The 18,855-nt window shown below is 57.4% G+C and carries 14 protein-coding genes and 2 tRNA genes; 13 read left to right on the forward strand and 3 right to left on the reverse strand.

The features are described 5' to 3' along the window. Positions 1–150: 150 nt before the first annotated feature. The 6 genes from ACNKID_RS04170 (at position 151) to ACNKID_RS04195 (ending at position 5,735) form a co-directional block, all read left to right on the forward strand. Positions 151–372: a hypothetical protein gene (locus tag ACNKID_RS04170; protein WP_417912179.1), complete on the forward strand. Its 222-nt coding sequence runs from the start codon at positions 151–153 to the stop codon at positions 370–372. Positions 373–375: 3 nt separating this feature from the next. Then, positions 376–1,428 carry a HindVP family restriction endonuclease gene (locus ACNKID_RS04175; protein ID WP_417912180.1) on the forward strand — a complete coding sequence of 351 codons (1,053 nt, stop codon included), beginning with the start codon at positions 376–378 and terminating at the stop codon, positions 1,426–1,428. Beyond that, positions 1,425–2,420: a DNA cytosine methyltransferase gene (locus tag ACNKID_RS04180; RefSeq protein WP_417912181.1), complete on the forward strand. Its 996-nt coding sequence runs from the start codon at positions 1,425–1,427 to the stop codon at positions 2,418–2,420. Before ACNKID_RS04175 ends, ACNKID_RS04180 begins: the two co-directional genes overlap by 4 nt. Positions 2,421–3,068: 648 nt before the next feature. After that, the gene (gene lon, locus ACNKID_RS04185) at positions 3,069–5,483 is read left to right on the forward strand and encodes an endopeptidase La (RefSeq protein WP_417912182.1); all 2,415 of its coding nucleotides are present in this window, start codon (positions 3,069–3,071) and stop codon (positions 5,481–5,483) included. 92 nt (positions 5,484–5,575) lie between these two features. Next, positions 5,576–5,651, forward strand: a tRNA-Val gene (locus ACNKID_RS04190). Positions 5,652–5,658: 7 nt separating this feature from the next. Continuing rightward, positions 5,659–5,735: transfer RNA gene (locus ACNKID_RS04195), tRNA-Asp, on the forward strand. Between the two features lie 262 nt (positions 5,736–5,997). On the opposite strand, the gene ACNKID_RS04200 is transcribed toward ACNKID_RS04195, so the two are convergent. Both ACNKID_RS04200 and leuA read right to left on the reverse strand, forming a co-directional pair. Next, positions 5,998–6,819 (reverse strand): purine-nucleoside phosphorylase, encoded by an 822-nt coding sequence (locus ACNKID_RS04200; protein ID WP_417912183.1) that lies wholly within the window; start codon positions 6,817–6,819, stop codon positions 5,998–6,000. 2 nt (positions 6,820–6,821) lie between these two features. Then, the gene (leuA, locus tag ACNKID_RS04205; RefSeq protein WP_417912184.1) at positions 6,822–8,525 is read right to left on the reverse strand and encodes a 2-isopropylmalate synthase; all 1,704 of its coding nucleotides are present in this window, start codon (positions 8,523–8,525) and stop codon (positions 6,822–6,824) included. Positions 8,526–9,075: 550 nt separating this feature from the next. Here leuA and ACNKID_RS04210 point away from each other — a divergent pair. The 7 genes from ACNKID_RS04210 to ACNKID_RS04240 all read left to right on the forward strand — a co-directional run bounded on the left by ACNKID_RS04210 (position 9,076) and on the right by ACNKID_RS04240 (position 17,505). Further along, positions 9,076–9,786, forward strand: a complete 711-nt coding sequence (locus ACNKID_RS04210) for a hypothetical protein (protein ID WP_417912185.1) — start codon at positions 9,076–9,078, stop codon at positions 9,784–9,786. Between the two features lie 18 nt (positions 9,787–9,804). Beyond that, on the forward strand, positions 9,805–10,503 hold the full coding sequence (locus ACNKID_RS04215) for a hypothetical protein (protein ID WP_417912186.1): 699 nt from the start codon (positions 9,805–9,807) through the stop codon (positions 10,501–10,503). Between the two features lie 12 nt (positions 10,504–10,515). After that, entirely contained in the window at positions 10,516–11,814 is a 1,299-nt protein-coding gene (locus ACNKID_RS04220; RefSeq protein ID WP_417912187.1) for a hypothetical protein, read from the forward strand. Beyond that, positions 11,789–13,732 (forward strand): hypothetical protein, encoded by a 1,944-nt coding sequence (locus ACNKID_RS04225; RefSeq protein ID WP_417912188.1) that lies wholly within the window; start codon positions 11,789–11,791, stop codon positions 13,730–13,732. Before ACNKID_RS04220 ends, ACNKID_RS04225 begins: the two co-directional genes overlap by 26 nt. 15 nt (positions 13,733–13,747) lie before the next feature. Beyond that, positions 13,748–14,848, forward strand: coding sequence for an aminotransferase class I/II-fold pyridoxal phosphate-dependent enzyme (locus ACNKID_RS04230; protein ID WP_417912189.1), 1,101 nt, complete (start codon positions 13,748–13,750; stop codon positions 14,846–14,848). Beyond that, positions 14,811–16,457 carry a peptidoglycan-binding domain-containing protein gene (locus ACNKID_RS04235; RefSeq protein ID WP_417912190.1) on the forward strand — a complete coding sequence of 549 codons (1,647 nt, stop codon included), beginning with the start codon at positions 14,811–14,813 and terminating at the stop codon, positions 16,455–16,457. Before ACNKID_RS04230 ends, ACNKID_RS04235 begins: the two co-directional genes overlap by 38 nt. 313 nt (positions 16,458–16,770) lie before the next feature. Beyond that, complete coding sequence (locus ACNKID_RS04240) at positions 16,771–17,505, forward strand: amidohydrolase family protein (protein WP_417912191.1); 735 nt, start codon at positions 16,771–16,773, stop codon at positions 17,503–17,505. On the opposite strand, the gene ACNKID_RS04245 is transcribed toward ACNKID_RS04240, so the two are convergent. Further along, positions 17,456–18,855, reverse strand: a 1,400-nt coding sequence (locus ACNKID_RS04245; protein ID WP_417912192.1) for a sigma 54-interacting transcriptional regulator, incomplete at its 5' end; no start/stop codon positions are given. The two genes, ACNKID_RS04240 and ACNKID_RS04245, sit on opposite strands and share 50 nt — an antisense overlap.

Consider the following 18,855-nt stretch of genomic DNA (forward strand, 5'->3'; position numbering starts at 1 on the left):
TCTGCGCCATGATGCGAAAGCTCGTTCAGGTCGCTGTCGGCATCCTCAAATCAGGCAAAATGTTCGATCCAGCCATGCATGGGGCTTGACGCGGACAACAGTATCTACTCAATTGCAAGAGGGCTTTTCTTTTTCCCGGCGGGAGGAAACATGAGCGACAATGTGTGGATTGCCCTGATCATCGCCGCTGGCGCAGTGGCTGTGATCTATATTTTGCGGGACAAGCTGAAAGGTACGAAGGTTGAGGTTAGCAAAGAGGGGGTGAAGGTGGCGTTGGACACGCAGGAGCCATCTGTCACCCGGATCGATCAGCGGCGTGAAGAGCAAGGGAATGAAAACAACCTGACCCACTGTGTTCATGAGCGGCACTGAACCATGACCGAAATGCGGCCGGGACTCTTTGGCCTGAATAAGAGCAACAGAGATTTCACCCAAAAGGAAGCATGGGGTAAAAATCAGTTCAACTCCTCGTTTCCTGCGGCGTTGTGCTGTTATCTCGCGTCAAAACAGATAGCGGCTAACTATCTCTGTATTGATCATGGCAAATTCACGCAGAGATTTACAAGTATAGATCAAGTCTTCGGCATTGATCCCCTTGGCGGGCAAATCTATTTTGCTTTTGAAGCGCAGCATTCTCCTTATCAACGTTTTCTTGTCGGAGTTCTTCCACGGACAGACTTAGTCATTCAACGCGCTGACACCGGCGAGTGTTTAGCTGGATTAGAAGTCAAACTGACCGCGCTGCCGGACAACACAACTTGCGATTTGCCTGAACAAAATTATGGCTGCGAGCTTGTTGTCCGTCCAGACACCATCGCATATCTTGCGTGCAGCGTGGCATCAGGCCTGCAAAATAATCTGGCGGCCAATATCCCTGAATTTGCTCTGTTGGATTGGACCCAACCGAAAGAGACACTTGCTGAAATTCCGGTTCTGATCGAAACGGTTGAGAAAATATCTTTCAGCTTGGAAGCGCAGCAGAAGCCTTTTCTCATTCAGCCTGTATGGAAGACTCTGGGCAAATCACCTGAGCTGGCAGAGAACTGCTTAGATGTTTTTGTTTGGAGCGATGCGGCATTTTGTTATTTCATCTCACAGATAGCAAACAAAAATAAAGACGCGAACGGAATCAGCAGACAGACGCGCACCGCAGTCTGGCTGTGCAAAATGTTGCACGATATAAAAAAGAATGGCCGGTTCAATCACGAGCAGATTGTTGACAGTCTGTCGTATAACACGAAAAATGACAAAGCCTTTGCTTCTGCTGGGAACATAACAAACAAATACATGCGCTGCGGACGATTAGAAGTGCCGGTGATCACGAAGCAGGAAATCAAAAGCATCATTCTTGGCGGCGGCCAGAACCTGCTCAGTCCTGAAAGAAGGTTTGATGCCATAATTTTCAATTCTCCCGGATTGTTTACATGAGATGCGTTGACATTTTTTCCGGCTGCGGCGGTCTTTCTCTTGGGTTTCAAAATGCCGGATATGATGTTGTTGCAGCTTTTGACAACTGGGAAAAGGCTGTGGCCGTGTACCAGAAAAATTTCAGCCATCCTGTTTTCTTGCACGACCTGAATGATGAAGATTCATCCATACAAAAAATAAAACAATTTCATCCTGAGATAATCATGGGCGGGCCGCCTTGCCAAGATTTTTCAAGTGCGGGCAAGCGTGACACCAGCCAAGGCCGGGCGGATTTGACGTTCAAGTTTGCAAATATTGTCTGCGCGATCAAACCAAAATGGTTTGTCATGGAGAATGTTGAGCGGATCAAGAAAAGCCATGTGCTGTCTGAAATTATTGAGCAACTCCAATGCGCAGGTTACGGGCTGACATCAGCAGTCCTTGATGCTTCATTCTGCGGGGTGCCTCAGGCTCGGAAACGTTTTTTTCTCATCGGCCATCTTGGCGGCTGGCATAATGCGCTGACAACTGTCATGCAAAAGAACTTGTCTGCTCAGCCAATGACCGTCAGGGAATATTTAGGCGATTCTCTGGGAGTGGAATACTATTACCGTCATCCGCGCAATTACAACCGGCGCGGCATATTCAGCATTGACGAGCCAAGTCCGACAGTGCGCGGCGTGAACCGCCCGGTTCCAAAAGGATACAAGCTGAATGCCTGCGATCCAGCCGGTGTCAGTCTTGATGGGCTTCGTCCTCTGACAACAATTGAGCGCAGCTATATCCAGACTTTTCCGAAATCGTTTCAATTTTTAGGAACACAAACTGATCTGGAGCAGATGATCGGCAATGCTGTCCCTGTCAAACTGTCTGAGTTCGTCGCCAAGTGCATAAATGAATATCTCAAAACAGGCGGACTGAGAACATCTTTGTTTGACGGACTTCTTCCATTCAAGCTGCATGACAAGCCGCTGCGTCGATGTCTTCAACTTGGAGCTGGAAGCCCTGTTTGAAGACATCGATGCGCCGCACTAACTTGCCATGCCCCTGCGCGAACAGCATTGCCTTGAGCAGCTGCGCCAAATGAAGGAGCAGAAGCAGCTTGCGGATGTCCGCCAGGAGGTTTTGGACGTGCAAAAGCTGTCTGCGGACGAACAAAACCTCCTGGCAAACATCCAGTAGGAGCTTTTGCATGTCTGAAAGCTCCTACTGGATGTTTGCCAGAAGCTTTTCAACGAGCAAATGCTGCTGGCAGACGTTTGCAGGCAGGATTTAAACCTGTAAAACCTGCTTTTGGACGTTGCCAAACAGCATTCACACGTCTGTTTGGAGCTTTTTAACGAGCAAATGCTGCTGGCAGACGTTTACAGGCAGGATTTAAACCTGTAAAACCTGCTTTTGGACGTTGCCAAGCAGCATTCACACGTCTGTTGGGAGCTTTTCAACGAGCAAATGCTGCCGACAAACCTTTGCAGGCAGCATTTAAAAACCCATGAGAGCTGCTGTGAGACGTTGCGCAGCAGGATGCGCTCGTTTGAGATAAACTTTTCAAGGAATGAATATTCCTGACAACCTATGCAGGCGGGTTTTCCTTTTTCCGCTGTTCTGCGCGGAGCCAGTGCGTGAGAAGGCCGCTCCTAACTGATTTTTCTGAAAGAGATATGTCTGAATTCAATCTGGTTCGTTATCCGGTCATGCCGCTTCGGGACATGGTTCTTTTTCCCGGCATGATCGCGCCCTTGGTTGTTGGCCGCAAAAATTCCGTCCGGGCCTTGGAGCACGCGATGGAGCAGCACTCGCTGATTTTTCTCGTCGCGCAGAAGGAAGCTGGCGTGGACGATCCGCAGGCTGCCGACCTCCACCGCTGCGGGGTGCTGGCCACGGTCATTCAGCTGCTCCGCCTGCCTGACGGCACCATCAAGGCGTTGGTGGAAGGCAAACGCCGGGCAGAGGTTGCGGCCTACATCGAGTGCAGCGACTTTCTCCGCGCTGATCTGTCGGAACAGCCTGACACAGAGGCCGAGCATCCCGACCTGCCCGCCTACAGCCGCGAGCTGCGCCGCGCCTTTGCCGATTACATCAAGATCAGCCGCCAGAAGATTCCGTCTGAGATTACTAAGGTTGCGGCGGTGATGGAAAACCCGGCCCGGCTGGCAGACCTGCTCTGCGCTCATGTCCAGCTGCCGTCCGGGGTGAAGCAGGAACTGCTGGAGACCATCGCCCTGCCGGACCGCCTCCGCCGCCTGATTGAGCTGCTGTATCGGGAAATTGAGCTGGACGAGCTGGAGAAATCCATTGAGACCAAGGTGCGCAAGCGGCTGGCCGACAATCAGCGCAACTACTATCTCGGCGAGAAGGTCAAGGAAATCCAGCAGGAGATGGGCCATGTCCCGGATGACCACAGCGAATTGCAGGCGGCCTTGGAGAAAAAAAACATGCCGGAGGCGGCGCGGGAAAAGGCTCTGAAAGAACTGGCCAAGCTCAAGGCCATGCCGCCGATGTCCGCTGAAAGCACGGTGGTGCGCAATTATTTGGATGTCCTCATCAGCCTGCCGTGGACAGAGAAGAGCGAGACCAAGATTGATATTGAGGAAGCCGAGCGGATTCTCGATCAAGACCACCACGGCCTGAAAAAGACCAAAGAGCGGATCCTAGAATATCTGGCCGTGCAGGCGCAGGTGGAGAAAATCCGGGGGCCGATCATCTGCCTTGTCGGGCCTCCGGGCGTGGGCAAGACCTCCATCTGCAAGTCCATCGCCAAAGCCATGAACCGTAAATTCGTCCGCATCTCGCTTGGCGGGATGCGCGACGAGGCGGAGATTCGCGGCCACCGAAGAACCTACATCGGGGCCATGCCAGGCAAGATCATTCACGCCATGCAGCGGGCCGAGGTGATCAACCCGGTCTTCTGTTTGGATGAAGTGGACAAGATGAGCGTGGATTTCCGGGGCGATCCCTCCGCCGCTCTGCTGGAGGTGCTGGACCCGGAGCAGAACAGCGCGTTCAATGATCATTACCTTGATCTTGATTATGACCTCTCCGAGGTCTTCTTCATCGCCACGGCCAACAGCCTGCACAGCATCCCTCTTCCTCTGCAAGACCGGATGGAGATCATCCGCCTGAGCGGCTACACCGAGGAGGAGAAGCTGCGCATCGCTCAGGAATATCTCGCGCCCAAGCAGCTGGAGCGCAACGGCTTCGCCCCTGACGACATCGTCTTTGAGGAAGCGGCGGTGCTGGAGATCGTCCGCCGCTACACCCGCGAGGCCGGAGTGCGCGATCTGGAGCGGACTATTGCTTCCATCTGCCGCAAGGTGGCCCGCGACCGTCTGCAAAAGAAGGAGCCGGAGCGCAAATACCAGCTTGGCAGCGCAGCGGTGTCCGGTTATCTCGGCGTGCCCAAGCACCGCTACGGTCTGGCGGAAAAGGAGGACGAGACCGGCTTGGTCACAGGCTTGGCCTGGACAGAGGTCGGCGGCGAGCTGCTTCAGATTGAGACCGCGCTGATGCCCGGCACCGGCAAGCTGACCATCACCGGCAAGCTGGGCGAGGTGATGCAGGAGTCAGCGCAGGCCGCGCTGGCCTGCGTGCGTTCCAGAGCGGAACGGCTGGGGCTGGATCCGGGCTTTTATCAGAAATTAGACATCCATGTGCATGTGCCGGAAGGGGCGATTCCTAAAGACGGCCCTTCCGCCGGGATCACCATGGCCACCTCCATAGTCTCCGCCCTGCTCAAGGTGCCGGTGGACCGCCAGCTGGCCATGACTGGAGAAATCACCCTCCGTGGCCGTGTGCTGCCCATCGGCGGCCTGACCGAGAAGCTGCTTGCGGCCAAGCGCGGCGGCATCAGCCGGGTCATACTGCCGAAAGAGAACGAGCGCGACCTGGAGGAGGTTCCAACGAACGTGCGCACCAGCTTGGACATCGCCTTGGTCGAGCATGTGGACGAGGTCTTCAGCCAAGCCTTGCTGCTGGACAAGGGCGAGGTGCTGTTCCATGACCAGCCCTTGTCTGCGCCGATTCCTGCCGCGCTCATCACCGTGCCTGCTGGTGCTGTGCCGGTTCAGCGGGCCTGAGAGCACAGCCTGTTGTCTGTTTTTTGCTGCCTATGTTTTTTTTAATTGACGGGCAGCTCGGATTCTGGTAAAAAAGGTGCACCATTTGGTGCGGGCGAATAGCTCAGCTGGGAGAGCATCGGCCTTACAAGCCGAGGGTCACAGGTTCGATCCCTGTTTCGCCCACCAAATTTTCGGGGTCGTAGCTCAGTCGGTTAGAGTGCCGGCCTGTCACGCCGGAGGTCGCGAGTTCGAGCCTCGTCGGCCCCGCCAGGAAGATCAGGGAGTCAGCTTCACAAGCTGACTCCCTTTTTGTTTCTCACGTCCCCAGCGTCACATCCAGGACATCCACCAGGCGGTTGCCGCACCAATTGCAGCAGGGCATCTGACGTAGTCAACGGAGAAGTCCGCCGCAATGTGCAAATTTGAGCCAAGGCGGCTCTGGAGTGAAATGCAGGGAGTCAGTTTGAATGAGCTGACTCTTGGAGGATCAGAGGCTTTTCAAGCCCGGATCAGGCGCGGCGCAGAATGTGGCTCACAGCTCCCGGACAAGCTCCGCAATCAGCTGCTGCACGAGAGGTTCCGCCCGCTGGGCTGCGGCGACGATGTCATCCAGTAGGATGGGGGCGAGGTTGTCGGGATTGTTGACATTGGCAATCACCGACAGGCCCAGCACCCGCAGGCCGCCGTGCAGCGCGGTGATCACCTCAGGCACGGAAGACATGCCCACCGCGTCCGCGCCAAGCAGCCGCAGCATCCGGGTTTCTGCCGGTGTCTCCAGGCTTGGGCCAGGAATGCAGGCATAGGTGCCAGAGCAGATGCCGCGCAGGCCAAGCCGCTGGGCCGTCTGCTCGGCAAGGCTGCGCAGCTTTGGGCAGTAGGACTGGGAGAGGTCGGGGAAGCGCGGCCCCCAAGCATCCACGTTCGGGCCGCGCAAGGGGTTGTCGGGCAGCAGATTGAGGTGGTCGCGGACAATCATGATCGCGCCAGCCTGCCATGCCGGGTTGAGGCCGCCTGCCGCATTGGTGATGATCGCGGTCTTCACCCCCAGCAGCGAGAGGACGCGGACCGGAAAGCCGACCTCGCAGGCCGAGTAGCCCTCATAATAATGCAGGCGGCCTTGCAGAATGGTGGCAGGCTTCCCGGCCAGCCTGCCGCAGACCAAGTTGCCAGCATGGCTGGCAACTGTGGCGCGGGGAAAATGAGGAACAGCCGCATAGGGAATGCTCATGCTCCCGGTCATCGCTGCGGCAAGCCCGCCTAAACCGGTGCCGAGCTGAATGAGCAGCTCCGGCTGGAACGGCAGACGGGTGCCGAGAAAGGCCGCAGCTTCCTCAGCCTGCTGTTTGCCAAGCATCTTCACCTCCCCTGCTGCATCCGGTTGAGCGCGCTGAGCAGCGCCTTGATGGATGAAACGATGATGTCGGTGTCCACGCCTGCGCCCCACCAGGCCTCGCTGGTGCCGCCGGGCCGTTGGTCGATCACCTCAATGTAGGTGACGGCCTTGGCCGAGGCACCCTCGGTCAGGGCGTGTTCGTGGTAGGAGGTGAGGGCGAAGCGCAGCCCGGCCTGCTCCTGCAAGGCGGCGCAGAAGGCATCGAGCACGCCGTTGCCGCTGCCGCGCAGCTGGGTCTCGCGGCCATTGATCTCCACCACCGCCTCGATCTCGGCGGCTGAAGTGGCCTCGTTGTCGTCAATATGCCGTTTGAGCACATCGAACTGCTTCAGCCGGAAGCCGCCCCGCTGCTGGAGCAGATATTCCCGCTCAAAGACGGCGAAGACTGCGGCGTTGGACAGCTCGGTGCCAACCCGCTCGGTCTCCTCCTGCACCACACGTCCAAAGCCGGGCCGCATCTTTTTCGGCAGCTTGTAGCCGAACTCCTGATTCATAATATAGGCTGCGCCGCCCTTCCCTGACTGGCTGTTGATGCAGATGATGGACTCGTACGTGCGGCCCACATCCTTGGGATCAATGGGCAGATACGGCACGGCCCAGAGGCCGTCGGGCCACTGCGCCATCGCCTCCATGCCTTTGCTGATCGCGTCCTGATGCGAGCCGGAAAAGGCGGTGTAGACCAGCTCGCCCACATAAGGATGGCGCGGATGCACGGGCAGGCCGGTGCAGCGTCGATAGACCTCGGCCACCCGGTTGATGCTGGAAAAATCCAGTTTGGGATCAACGCCCTGACTGAACATGTTCAAGGCCAGGGTGAGAATGTCCACGTTGCCGGTGCGCTCGCCGTTGCCGAACAGGGTGCCCTCGACGCGGTCAGCCCCGGCCAGCAAAGCCAGCTCAGTGGCGGCCACAGCGCAGCCTCGGTCGTTGTGGGCGTGCAGGCTGATGCGGAAGCGTTCGCGTCCCTTCAGATTGCGGATGAACCACTCGATCTGGTCGGCATAGACATTCGGCGTGGCCATCTCCACCGTGGCAGGAAGATTGAGCGTCACAGGCCGCTCTTGGCTTGGCTGCCAGACATCTGCCACCGCCTCGCAGATCTCCAAAGCAAAGTCCAGCTCCGTGCCGGTGAAGCTCTCCGGCGAGTACTCATAGCGGATCTCGCCGCCCTCAAAGTGCTCAGCCTCCTCGCGGATCACTCGTGCCCCTTCCACGCCCAAGGCGATGATCTCTGCCCGGCTCATCTTGAAGACCACCTCCCGCTGCAAGGTCGAGGTGGAGTTGTAGAGATGGACGATGGCCTTTTTCACGCCGCGCAGGGCCTCGAAGCTTTTGTGGATCAGCGGCTCGCGGGCCTGCGTCAGCACCTGTACCGTGACATCCTCCGGGATCAGCCGATCCTCGACCAAGAGGCGGAGAAAGTCGTACTCAACAGCCGATGCGGCGGGGAAGCCGACCTCGATTTCCTTGAAGCCGATCTCCACCAGCAGTTGGAACATCTCCAGCTTCTGGCTCAGATTCATCGGCTGGCGCAGTGCCTGGTTGCCGTCGCGCAGATCAACCGAGCACCAGACCGGCGCGGCGGTGATGGTTTTGCCAGGCCAAGTACGGTCAGGCAGAAATACCGTTTGATATGGCTTGTATTTCTTCAGTTTCTCAAACTGCATGATGTCCTCCCATGTGTCGGGGCAGATATGCTCTGCATGGTCAAATAAAAAAGCCACGGCTCATGTGCTGAACCGTGGCTGCGGAGTGATTCCTGCTTGTCTGGCCGTCAGAACAAAGCACCTCCTTCAGCCCCGGCTGCACGGAGCAGGCAGGGAAGCACGAGCAGGAGGCGAAGAAGTTCAGTGCGGCGCATGATAAGAAGAACTGAATGAGCTGGTCAAAGTTCGCTGCCCGAATAAACAGCGCACAGTGTCTGCTTATGATAGATCGACAGAATTATTTGTCAAGAGGGAATGCGCGCAGAACCTCCTGCAAGGGTGAATAAACGGAAGCTGCGATGCTGTTTCCCATCTTCCAGCACCATCTATGGCCGAAGCAAGCTTCAGGGAACAAGCTGAAAAAGCGAAGCTCGCTTCGCCCATGTATTCAACCTCATCCGGATAAAACGGCCACTTAAGCTGCTGCCGCAGCTGGCACGTTATTTGCATTTCTCTTCTCAACATAGAAGTATCGCAGTCAACCTCAATCCCTTGAAAAGGAGCAGGCAGCATGAGCAATCACGAGAGCATGTTTATGGAGCACAACCCGGAGTTTGAAGCCGAGAATTTCCTGTTTGAACAGCATGAACAGCCGGAGTTTGAATCTGAAGGTTTTCTGTTTGAGCAGCATGAGCACGGCGAAGGCGAAGTCTTCAGCGAGGCCGAGCTGATGGAGCTGGCAGGCGAGCTGATGGAAGTTAATTCAGAGGCGGAACTGGATCGGTTTCTAGGAAAATTGATTAGAAACGTGGGCAGCGGCATCAAGACGTTTGCGAATTCCTCTGTGGGACGAGCCATCGGCGGCACTCTCAAAGGCTTGGCCCAAAAGGCCCTGCCTCTGGCGGGCACTGTGGCAGGTGGTTTTTTCGGCGGGCCGCTGGGTGCAAAACTCGGTGGCGGTTTGGCCAGATTTGCCGCCAACGCCTTGGAGCTGGAGACACTTGAGGCAGAAGATCGGGAATTTGAAGGCGCAAAGAACTTTGTCCGCATTTGTGGGGAGGCAGCCAAAAAGGCCCTTGCCACTGCTCCGAATGCCAATCCGACCGCTGTGGCGCAAAAGGCTGTGGCTTCTGTTGTTGCTAAACATGCGCCCGGCCTGATGAGACAGACAACAACGAAACCTATGGGCAGGCAGGTTGCTATGACATCTGGCGTTGGTCGTGGACAGTCTGGCCGCTGGGTGCGCAAAGGCAACAGCATTGTCCTTCTCAATGCAGCATAAAGGCAGCAGGAGCAGATCATGCACGATATTGACCACGGCAGATTAGAGGCCGAAGCGGAGTTCGAGCAGTATGAGCAGCTCGAAGCGTTTGAATTTGAGAACTCCGAGCAGCATGAAACAGAGTCTCTTTTCTGCGAAAACGGCGAAATGTGCGAAGCCCAAGAGACAGAACTCGCTCTGGAGCTGCTGGAGGTGAGCAGCGAGGCTGAATTGGAGACTTTTCTCTGCAATCTGGCAAGGCGGGCTGTTCAGACAGGCAGGGGTATTCTCTCTTCACCAGATATGCGGGCTGTGGGCGGGATTCTGAAAGGAGCAGCTAAAAGAGCGTTGCCTCACCTTGGCAGGGCAGCAGGCAGATATTTCGGCGGGCCGCAAGGTGCCCGGCTTGGCGGCAGGATTGCAGGCGCGGCCGGTCAACTCTTTGGTTTGGAGCTGGAAGGACTGAGCGGCGAGGATAAAGAATTCGAGACAGCGCGTGGATTTGTCCGTTTTGCCGGAAATGCTGTGCGCAACATGAGCGGCATGGCCAACAGCCAGAACCCGCTGGCTGCGGCTCAGAACGCTGCCATTGCCGCTGCCCGTATTTATGCACCTGGTTTTCTCGCTACCGCAGGAAGGCTAGGCAGAACCGCTGCCGGGCCTTCTCTGCCTCCATCTTTTGGCCACAGCGGCCGCTGGCTGCGCCGGGGCCGAAAGATCGTCCTCTACGGGGTGTGACAACGAACCGCCATGAAGCCTTCTGTCCAATGGATGCTGGATCAGGATGCACGGGCATTGCTGACGCGGCTGGCCCGCGTCAAGCCCTTTGTCCTGACTGAGCCGATGCTGCCCGCTGCCAGCCTGCTGCCTCCTGCGCAGATTGCAATTGAACACTTTCTTGCCAAGGGGCGGAAGAAACTGAAAGAGCACGTCGAGATCTTTCGTGGCTGGCTGAATGGCAGCGGCGGCTCAGCAGCCTCCCCGGAAGAGGCGCAGCGGCGGTTCTGCTTTCTCCGGCTGCGCTTCAACGCCGTGCTGACGCAGCTTGATATGTTCAGCGATGTGATTACGCAACGCAGCGAGAATGAAAACGGAGTCTGGCTGTCTGGCTTAGATGTTGTTTCGGCAGATGCCTTGGCTATGCCGGAATATTATCGGATGCCTCCAGTCATCTGCTACTTAGACCGGGGCGTGGGAGCGGCCATCCGCCGCGCTCGCACCCGGCTGCCGGGCGGCGGAGAAAACCCGGTGGCCATCATTCGCGTCCCCCGCGAACGGATGATCGGCAGCGGCATCGCCTCTTCGCTGGTACATGAAGTTGGTCATCAGGCATCAGTGCTCTTGCGGCTTATCCCGTCCATGCGGCCCGTTCTTCAGGAGCAGGGCCGCAGAAGCGGCGAGGCGCAGACGTGGATGCTCTTTGACCGCTGGATTTCGGAGATACTGGCAGACTTCTGGTCAATTGCCCGCGTTGGCGTAGTTTCGACGCTGGGATTGATCGGCGTGGTTAGTCTGCCAAGACCCTTTGTCTTCCGCCTGAATTTGGATGATCCGCACCCCATGCCTTGGCTGCGGGTTAAATTAAGCTGCGCCATTGGCAATGCTTTGTATCCGCATCGGCAATGGCGAGGTATCGCCGAAATGTGGGAATCATTTTATCCGCTTGCGTCGCTTGATGAAGAGCGGCGAGGTGTGATTGCCAAGGTTCAGGCTGCATTGCCGGAATTCATCAGTCTGCTGGTAAATCATCGGCCCAAGTCGCTAAATGGCAGAACGCTACGCGAGGTGATGGAGACGGAGGCGCGGCAGCCAGAGCAGCTCGCCGCGTACTTCCAAGAATGGGTACAAGATCCGGGCAAGATGTACCGATCATCTCCCGCACTGGCCTTTGCCGTTCTCGGGCAGGCCAAAATGAACAACATTCTGAGTCCAGAAGACGAAGCCGATCTTCTGGCGAAACTGCTCAACTATTGGGCGATGCGCAGCACGCTGGACATGTCGGGCGTGCTGCATGAACTGAGTTATGACGCGGGAACGAGCGTCTATTGATAAAGAGAGGAAGAGAACAATGGTAGATAAAAGTACGCCCACTCTTAAAATAGAACGGGCAAATGTTGTAGAGGGGGAGATTGTCAGATTTACCAGCAAAGGGCCACCTGTTGCTGATTATACTGATAAGATATTGATCTATGACTATCATGATCACCAACTGCGTAACTTGATCAAGGAGGAAAACTTTCTCAAAGATGATAAAAATAATTACATTAAGAATTCCAAGGATGAGTTTGTGGCGGAACTTGATACATCAGGTCTTGCCGCAGGGAATTACAGAGCGACGTATCAACTTGATGCGGAACGTGATGCGCGTGAGAGTGGCGATGACAATTCAGTCAAATTTCACGTCAGTTCCGCTTCTGTAGGCAGTTCTGATGTAACACTGCATCGAACAGCGAGCTATCCAACCGAAGACCAAGCGTTATGGACTACCATCCGCAACAGCACCACTGCCATCTGTTTTGATCGCTATCGGCGCTTTGTTGATCTGGTATTCCACGGCCATCAAGTCTCTCTCGACCCAACTCGGTTTAGCTTCAATATATATGGCCCTTCTTCCTATCCACTACTGAAATGGGCTACTCAGGCATTCCTGACATTGCAGTGCGGATTGCGGCAGCTCACCAAGCCGACTGTTGCTTACAACGAATTCCTCGATAAAGAACGGCTGCTCAATCTAAAGGAAGAGGCGCGGCGGATGGGCCGGCCTTTGGTTGGCATCAATGAATTAAAAGGCCAGCTTGAGCAGTATATCGGTAACAACGGTATTCTTCCGTATTTAGACCGCATCATTAGCGCGATGCTGGCAGTTGGCCCTGATGATAAGACTAATGTTGAAGACGAGAGTCAGGTTTTATTCTATCACGATGTCCTCAAGCACCGTGCCACTCAGCCCAGCCTCATCGAACTCATTTGGTCATACTGGCACGAAGAGGGAATGATGGCGCAGACGATGAACGCTATTGCTTTGCGTTTTCAGAATCAGCGTTCTGGGCCGAACGATCCATTGGCCGAGCTGGAAATTGACCCGCTGCGCCCGCTCAACAACATGATCTGGGGTTTTGTGCAGGACAAATATAACCAGCTCTCAGTGAGCCGCCGCGCCGCTGAATATGATCATCAATATGGCCTGCGTTTGGTTGGCCGGGCAGTGCCGGAGCTGCAATCTGCGGACAGCCGCTCAAAGTTTATCGAGGCCTTCCACAATCTCCTCTACCGAACATCCATTTTCTACCGCGAAGATGCGGACACCACGGTCATTGCCGATGCCTTCCCGCTACTGAATGCTCTGAAGGACGTGCATCTGCTGCTGGCAGAAGGAGCGCACAACCAATATGGCGACCTCCCTTGGACAGCGCGGAGCGAAATGCTTTCCCAGCAGTGGATGCTGGCCCGGCCAGAAATGCGCGAGTTCCTGCGCGGCCGCCACATGGTACCATATCAGGAAGACTGGATGGGCGCAGTGGATGCGATGAAGAAGCTGCAAGGCTGGACAGATACAACCATCTCCCATTTCCACGAGCTGGCTGTGGACGGCGAGCGGGTGCTGCTCTCTATCCGCTTCGGCAACTGGAGCGACCTCAATCTCAGCGAAGACAACGCCCGCAATTGGGCGCGGTACTGGAAGCCGGAGATTCAACGTTACCTCTACGGCTATCAGGCAGTCACCGGGGTGGATTTGATGAATGAAGTGACTGATACCCGCGAGGCTGAGGTGCGTTATCTCCAGCCCTCCGCCTTGCTCCAGCGCAGACTGCTGTCCCAAAGTCGGCAGCCAGCCGCCTTGGCCGCTACACCGCGCCGACAAGCGATTCAGGCACCGGCTGCTTCCGGTTACGCGGCCTTGCCCCGGCCTCAGCAGAGCAGCCGTGTCAGCCGGATGCGGGCGATCAAGTACGAGCAGGGCGAATAACGCCGCGCAGGCGGGATGCTGGATTTTACCTCAGCCTTGTATTTGGGAATGCGGCACCCGCATTCTACGCTAAAGCCTTGGCGCACGCTGACCACAGGCCGCCCAGCAGCCTTGGAAGAACCGCTAGGCGCGGCAGCAGCGGCACAGGAATTGGCCCAGCTGATCGGCTGCGAAAGCGGGGCATTAGCAACCTCAACCTTGCATGTTTTCTGGGATATCTTTGAGGTGCTGGCGCAGGAGCAGATAGCCCTGTTCATTGACAGCAGCAGTTATCCCATTGCCCGCTGGGGAGCGGAACGCGCCGCTGCCAAGGGCGTGCCGCTGACGATTTTCCCCCAGCATAACCCAGCGGCCCTAGAGCGAAGCCTGCTTGGCTGCGGCAGACAGCGGCCTGTGGTTTTGACAGACGGCCTTGATCCAGCCACTGGCAGACTATCCCCTTTGCCTGATTATCTGCGCTTGGTACAAGAGCGCGGCGGCTGGTTGATAGTAGATGACACGCAGGCACTTGGCATTCTTGGTAGACAAAGCAAGAACGTGGCTCCATACGGCAGTGGCGGCGGGGGAGCAGCGGCATGGCATGGACTGCGCGGGCCTCGGCTGATTGTCGCGGCCTCTTTGGCAAAAGGCTTTGGCGCACCGCTGGCTGTGCTCGCTGGCAGCCGGGATCTTATCGCCCGCTATAAAGCAAAGGGCCTTTGCCGTGTCCATTGCAGCGCACCCTCGGCAGCGGCGGTTGCGGCAGCAAATCATGCCTTGCAGCTCAATCAGCAGTGGGGCGCACGGCTTCGGCAGCGTTTAGCGGCGCGGGTGCGGCAGTTCCGCTCGCTGCTGGCAGAATTCGGCTTCAGTGCCCAAGGCGGACTGTTTCCAGTGCAGACTTTGCGCCTCAGCGCAGCAGAGGTAGTCCATCGGCACTTGGAAGCGGAAGGCATCTGGACAGTGCTGCATCAGACGCGAAAAAAACGGCCTGCGCAGCTCAGTTTTCTCCTCAGCGCAGAACATGAGCCGTGGGAAATTGAGCAGGCAGCGCATTCATTGGCAGAGCAACGGCAGCGACAAGCAAGGACACATCATCATGAAGAATCTTCTGGCATATGCCCCAGATCCTTTTGACAATTTGGAAGCAGAGTTCGGAGAAATGGAAGAGAGCGAGTCTGGCAGACGATCCCGGCGGTCTCTGCGCAAAGGAATACGCCGCCCTCCCTCATATCTGAGAAAACCAAGACCGCACTGGCAGCGGCGAGATTATGCGCCGCGATTGCCGACAATTCCGTTGTGGCTGCCAGATGCTGCGGCGGCTGATGATGACGACAACGGCGACGACTGCATCCGCTGGGTGCAAGACTGTTTGAACCGTGTGATGGAGCTTCAGCTGCCATTGGATGGCTTTGCCAATCGTGAGACAAAAAGCGCACTGCGGGAATTCCAGCGGCGATACGGGCTGCCTGTCAGCGGCGTGGTTGAGGTGGAGACAGAGGCCGAGCTGATCGTCCAATCCATTGGCAGCCTAATGGAAGCAGAGGAGGATTTATTCCTTGGCAAAGCGGTGCGGGGAATATCGCGGGCCGCATCCCGCGCCGCCAAAACAGTCAGCCGAGCAGCGCGTGATGTTTCAAAAGTTGCGGCCCAAGGTGTCAAGTTTGCGGGCAAGGCGTACAAAACCGCGAGCAGTCTGACTCAGCCGATTGGTCCGAAACTGCTGACCAGATTCGGCAAGGATGTTTTAAGCGGGAAAAACGTCGTCAAATCGTTCCGCTCGACAGTGAAATCTGGGCTTGATGATGTTCGAAACCGAATTAAATACGTGCAGATGGCAGCCTCCTTTGTTCCAGGCATTGGCACAGGCGTGTCAGCGGCACTGGGAGCTGCCAACGCCTTGGCTTCTGGCCGTCCGATCACGGCTGCGCTGATTGAGGCCGCGCGGGGCGCGATTCCTGGCGGGCCGCTTGCGCAGACCGCTTTCGACATGGGTATGAATCTGGCTCGTGGGCAAAATATTTCAACAGCGGCACTAAACGCCGCCAAAAACCGTATTCCGCCTGCTGCACGCGCTGCCTTTGACACAGCGGTGGCACTGGGGCGTGGACAAAGTTTGCAGCAAGCCGCGCTGGGAGCAGTCCGCAACCGTCTTCCAGTAGGCGGGCGGGCTGTCTTTGACACCGCGCTGGCTGTTGGAAGAGGGCAAAACCTCCAGCAGGCTGTTTTGGCCAATGCAGGACGGATGATACACAAATCTCCTTATGCAAACAGAGCCTTGGCAGCGGCGAGATATGCTGACGCGCAGAGCAGGAGATTCAGGAAATTTGAAGGAGAAGCAGAGCAGGCGCATTCGTCGTTTTGCCTGTGTCCTTCCTGTTGCGGGAACGAGGCAGAGGAGCTTGCCTTTGCAGGCAGCTCTGAAAACGAGTTGAGAGACGCGAGGGGACGTTTTATTGCTGATCCTAATAAACCGCCTTCATCGCGTTCAAAACATAAAAGCCCTGAGTATCAACAAGCGCGAGCTGATTTGAAAAGAAGCACCATAGATAATCCTGATGCGCCGCGCTGGATGCGAGGCTGGTTTAAAAATGAGCAGAGGCAGCGAGGGGATAATGCAAGGAATTGGCGCAACCCAAGTGGGTATGACACCGGACACCTTGATCCTCGAGATAACACTAGACTCAGGTGGGAAAAAGCATCTGATAACAGAAGCAGAGGAGCAAAGTTCAAAAGAGAGCTATAGAAAGCAACAGCTCATATTTTTCAAATGTGACCTGTCGCAAGTCAGGCTTCATTCGCCCCATCGCCGCCCTCACCTGCGGCAGATACGCCTGTACATGGCTCATGTCGGCTCTCACATGCGCCATGTTTGACCGCACACGCGGCATGTCAGCTCAACTATGCAGCATAGCAGTGAACCACAACCACAGAGGAGGAATGCATCATGGCAAATTTTTTCCGATCGGAAGCCGAGAAAGGTGCTGGCGCAGAGCATTATCACTGGCCTGCACGGCAGGCGGATTTTCCCAACCTCCCGTTTGTGACATCTCTGTGAAATGATCCTCGATTGCCACTGCCACGCTGGGAAAGGCGACGGCTTCACCGGGCCGTGGGACACTGCCGCGCCGCTGCACAGCTATCTGCGCCGGGCGGCCAAAGCGGGCATCAACCGGACTGTGCTGTTCTCGGTGCTGACCTCAGATTATGCCGCTGCCAACCGTGAGGTGGCCCGCATCATTGCCGCCAAGCCGGAACGCTTCTTCGGCTTCGCCTTTGTTCATGCGGCGCGGGACAAAGGCCGCATCCTGCCGATGGTGCGGCAGGCAGTGGAGGAATTCGGCTTTGTCGGCATCAAGGCGCACCGGAACGACGCGCCGATCAGCCGGGAAATCTGCGAGGCCGCCCGCGCCTTCTCCCTGCCGGTGCTGTATGACGTGACCGGCGAGGTTTCAGTCTGCGAGCTGCTGGCTGAGGAATACCCGGACGTGAATTTCATCATCCCGCATCTGGGCAGCTTCGGCGACGACTGGCGGGCGCAGGTGGCTTTGATTGACCACTTGGCCCGCCATGCGAATATTTACACCGACACCGCCGGGGTGCGCCGCTTCGACCTGCTGGCAGAAGCGGCGCGGCGGGCCGGAGCCGAAAAAATCCTCTTCGGCTCCGACGGCCCTTGGCTGCATCCGGGCGTGGAATTGGCCAAGGTTTATGCTTTGGGGCTGCCGCCTGCGGACGAGGCCCTTATTCTTGGCGGCAACCTGCTTCGATTGGTCGGACAGGCGGCATCATGAGGACGGCGGCGGCTTTGATCTGCTTCTCCTTGGCGCGGCGCAGCTGCAAAGCGCGGTCAGTGACACCCAGCATCTGCGCCGCCTTCTGGAGGCTGCCCCCAGCATCCTCCACAGCAATTCGCACCGCCATCTCCTCCGCCGTCTGCCCGATTTCCTTCAGCCCTTTGCCTGCGGCCAAAGCGCGGCGGATGACCTGCTCGAACTCGCCCGGCAGACGGTCAGGGCCGACTGGCCGCTCATTCGGCGGGATGCAGCCGACACTGAGAAGACCGCCGCCTGCGTAGCGGTGCAGCAGGCGCATCACCCGCTGCTTCAGCTCGCGGACATTGCCGGGATACTCGTGGCAGAGAAAATACGCCCGCACCGCCTCGTCCATCTCCGGCACAGCTTCCTCTGGCCGCAGCTGGCGGATGAAATGCCGCACCAAGGGCAGGATGTCCTCGGCCCGCTCCCGCAGCGGCGGCAGAGTGCAGGTCAGCCCGGCGACTCGGTAATACAAATCAGCCCGGAAGCGGCCCTGCCGCACCCCCTCTTCCAGATCGCGGTTGGTCGCGCAGAGCAGGCGGAACTCGCTCTGCTGCCAGGTATTGCCGCCGACCCGCTTGTACGAATGCTCCTGAAGCACCCGCAAAAGCTGGGCCTGAAGCGGCAGGGGCAGCTCGCCGATCTCGTCGAGGAAGAGCGTGCCCTTGTCCGCCAGCGCGAAGGCTCCTTCGCGGCGGCCTGCTGCGCCGGTGAACGCGCCTTTCTCGTGGCCGAACAGCTCGCTGCCTGCCAGTTCCGGGGTGAGAGTCGTGCAGTCGACCACGATAAATTTGCCCTTGGCAGGCCGCTGATCCAGCTCGTGAATCAGGCGGGCGGCCAGCTCCTTGCCTGTGCCGCTCTCGCCGGTCAGCAGCACCGGGAAATCGGTGAAGCGTCCAGCCTCGACCAGTTCCCGCAGCTTGGCCTGCCAGCACACGCTGCCGCCAACCAGCCGCTGCTGTAACCAGCCAGAATCGAACAAAGCATCCATTGCCGCCCAACGATCCAGCTGGGCTTTGATCCGTCCGGCAAGGGCGTTCCGGTCGCTGTCTTTCCAGATCAGCACATCTGCTGCTCCGGTTGCCAGCAGGCCGGAGACCTCGCCGCTGCCCAAAGGCCGGGCCAAGCTGACAGCAATCACCCGCTTGGCCCTTTGGCCGCCCGCTTCATGGAGAAAGCGGCTGACCTCCTCGTCCGGCTCCTCAAAAAGCAGGACTGAGCGGCGGCGGCAGTCCTCTGCCGACGCTGCTCCTTTGAACTGCACTCCTGCTCCCTCCAGCGCACTGAGACAGCGGCCAGCGGAAGAACTGCTTGCACACCCGCATG

This window comes from Candidatus Electronema sp. TJ (assembly GCF_048287355.1).
Classification (GTDB): domain Bacteria; phylum Desulfobacterota; class Desulfobulbia; order Desulfobulbales; family Desulfobulbaceae; genus Electronema.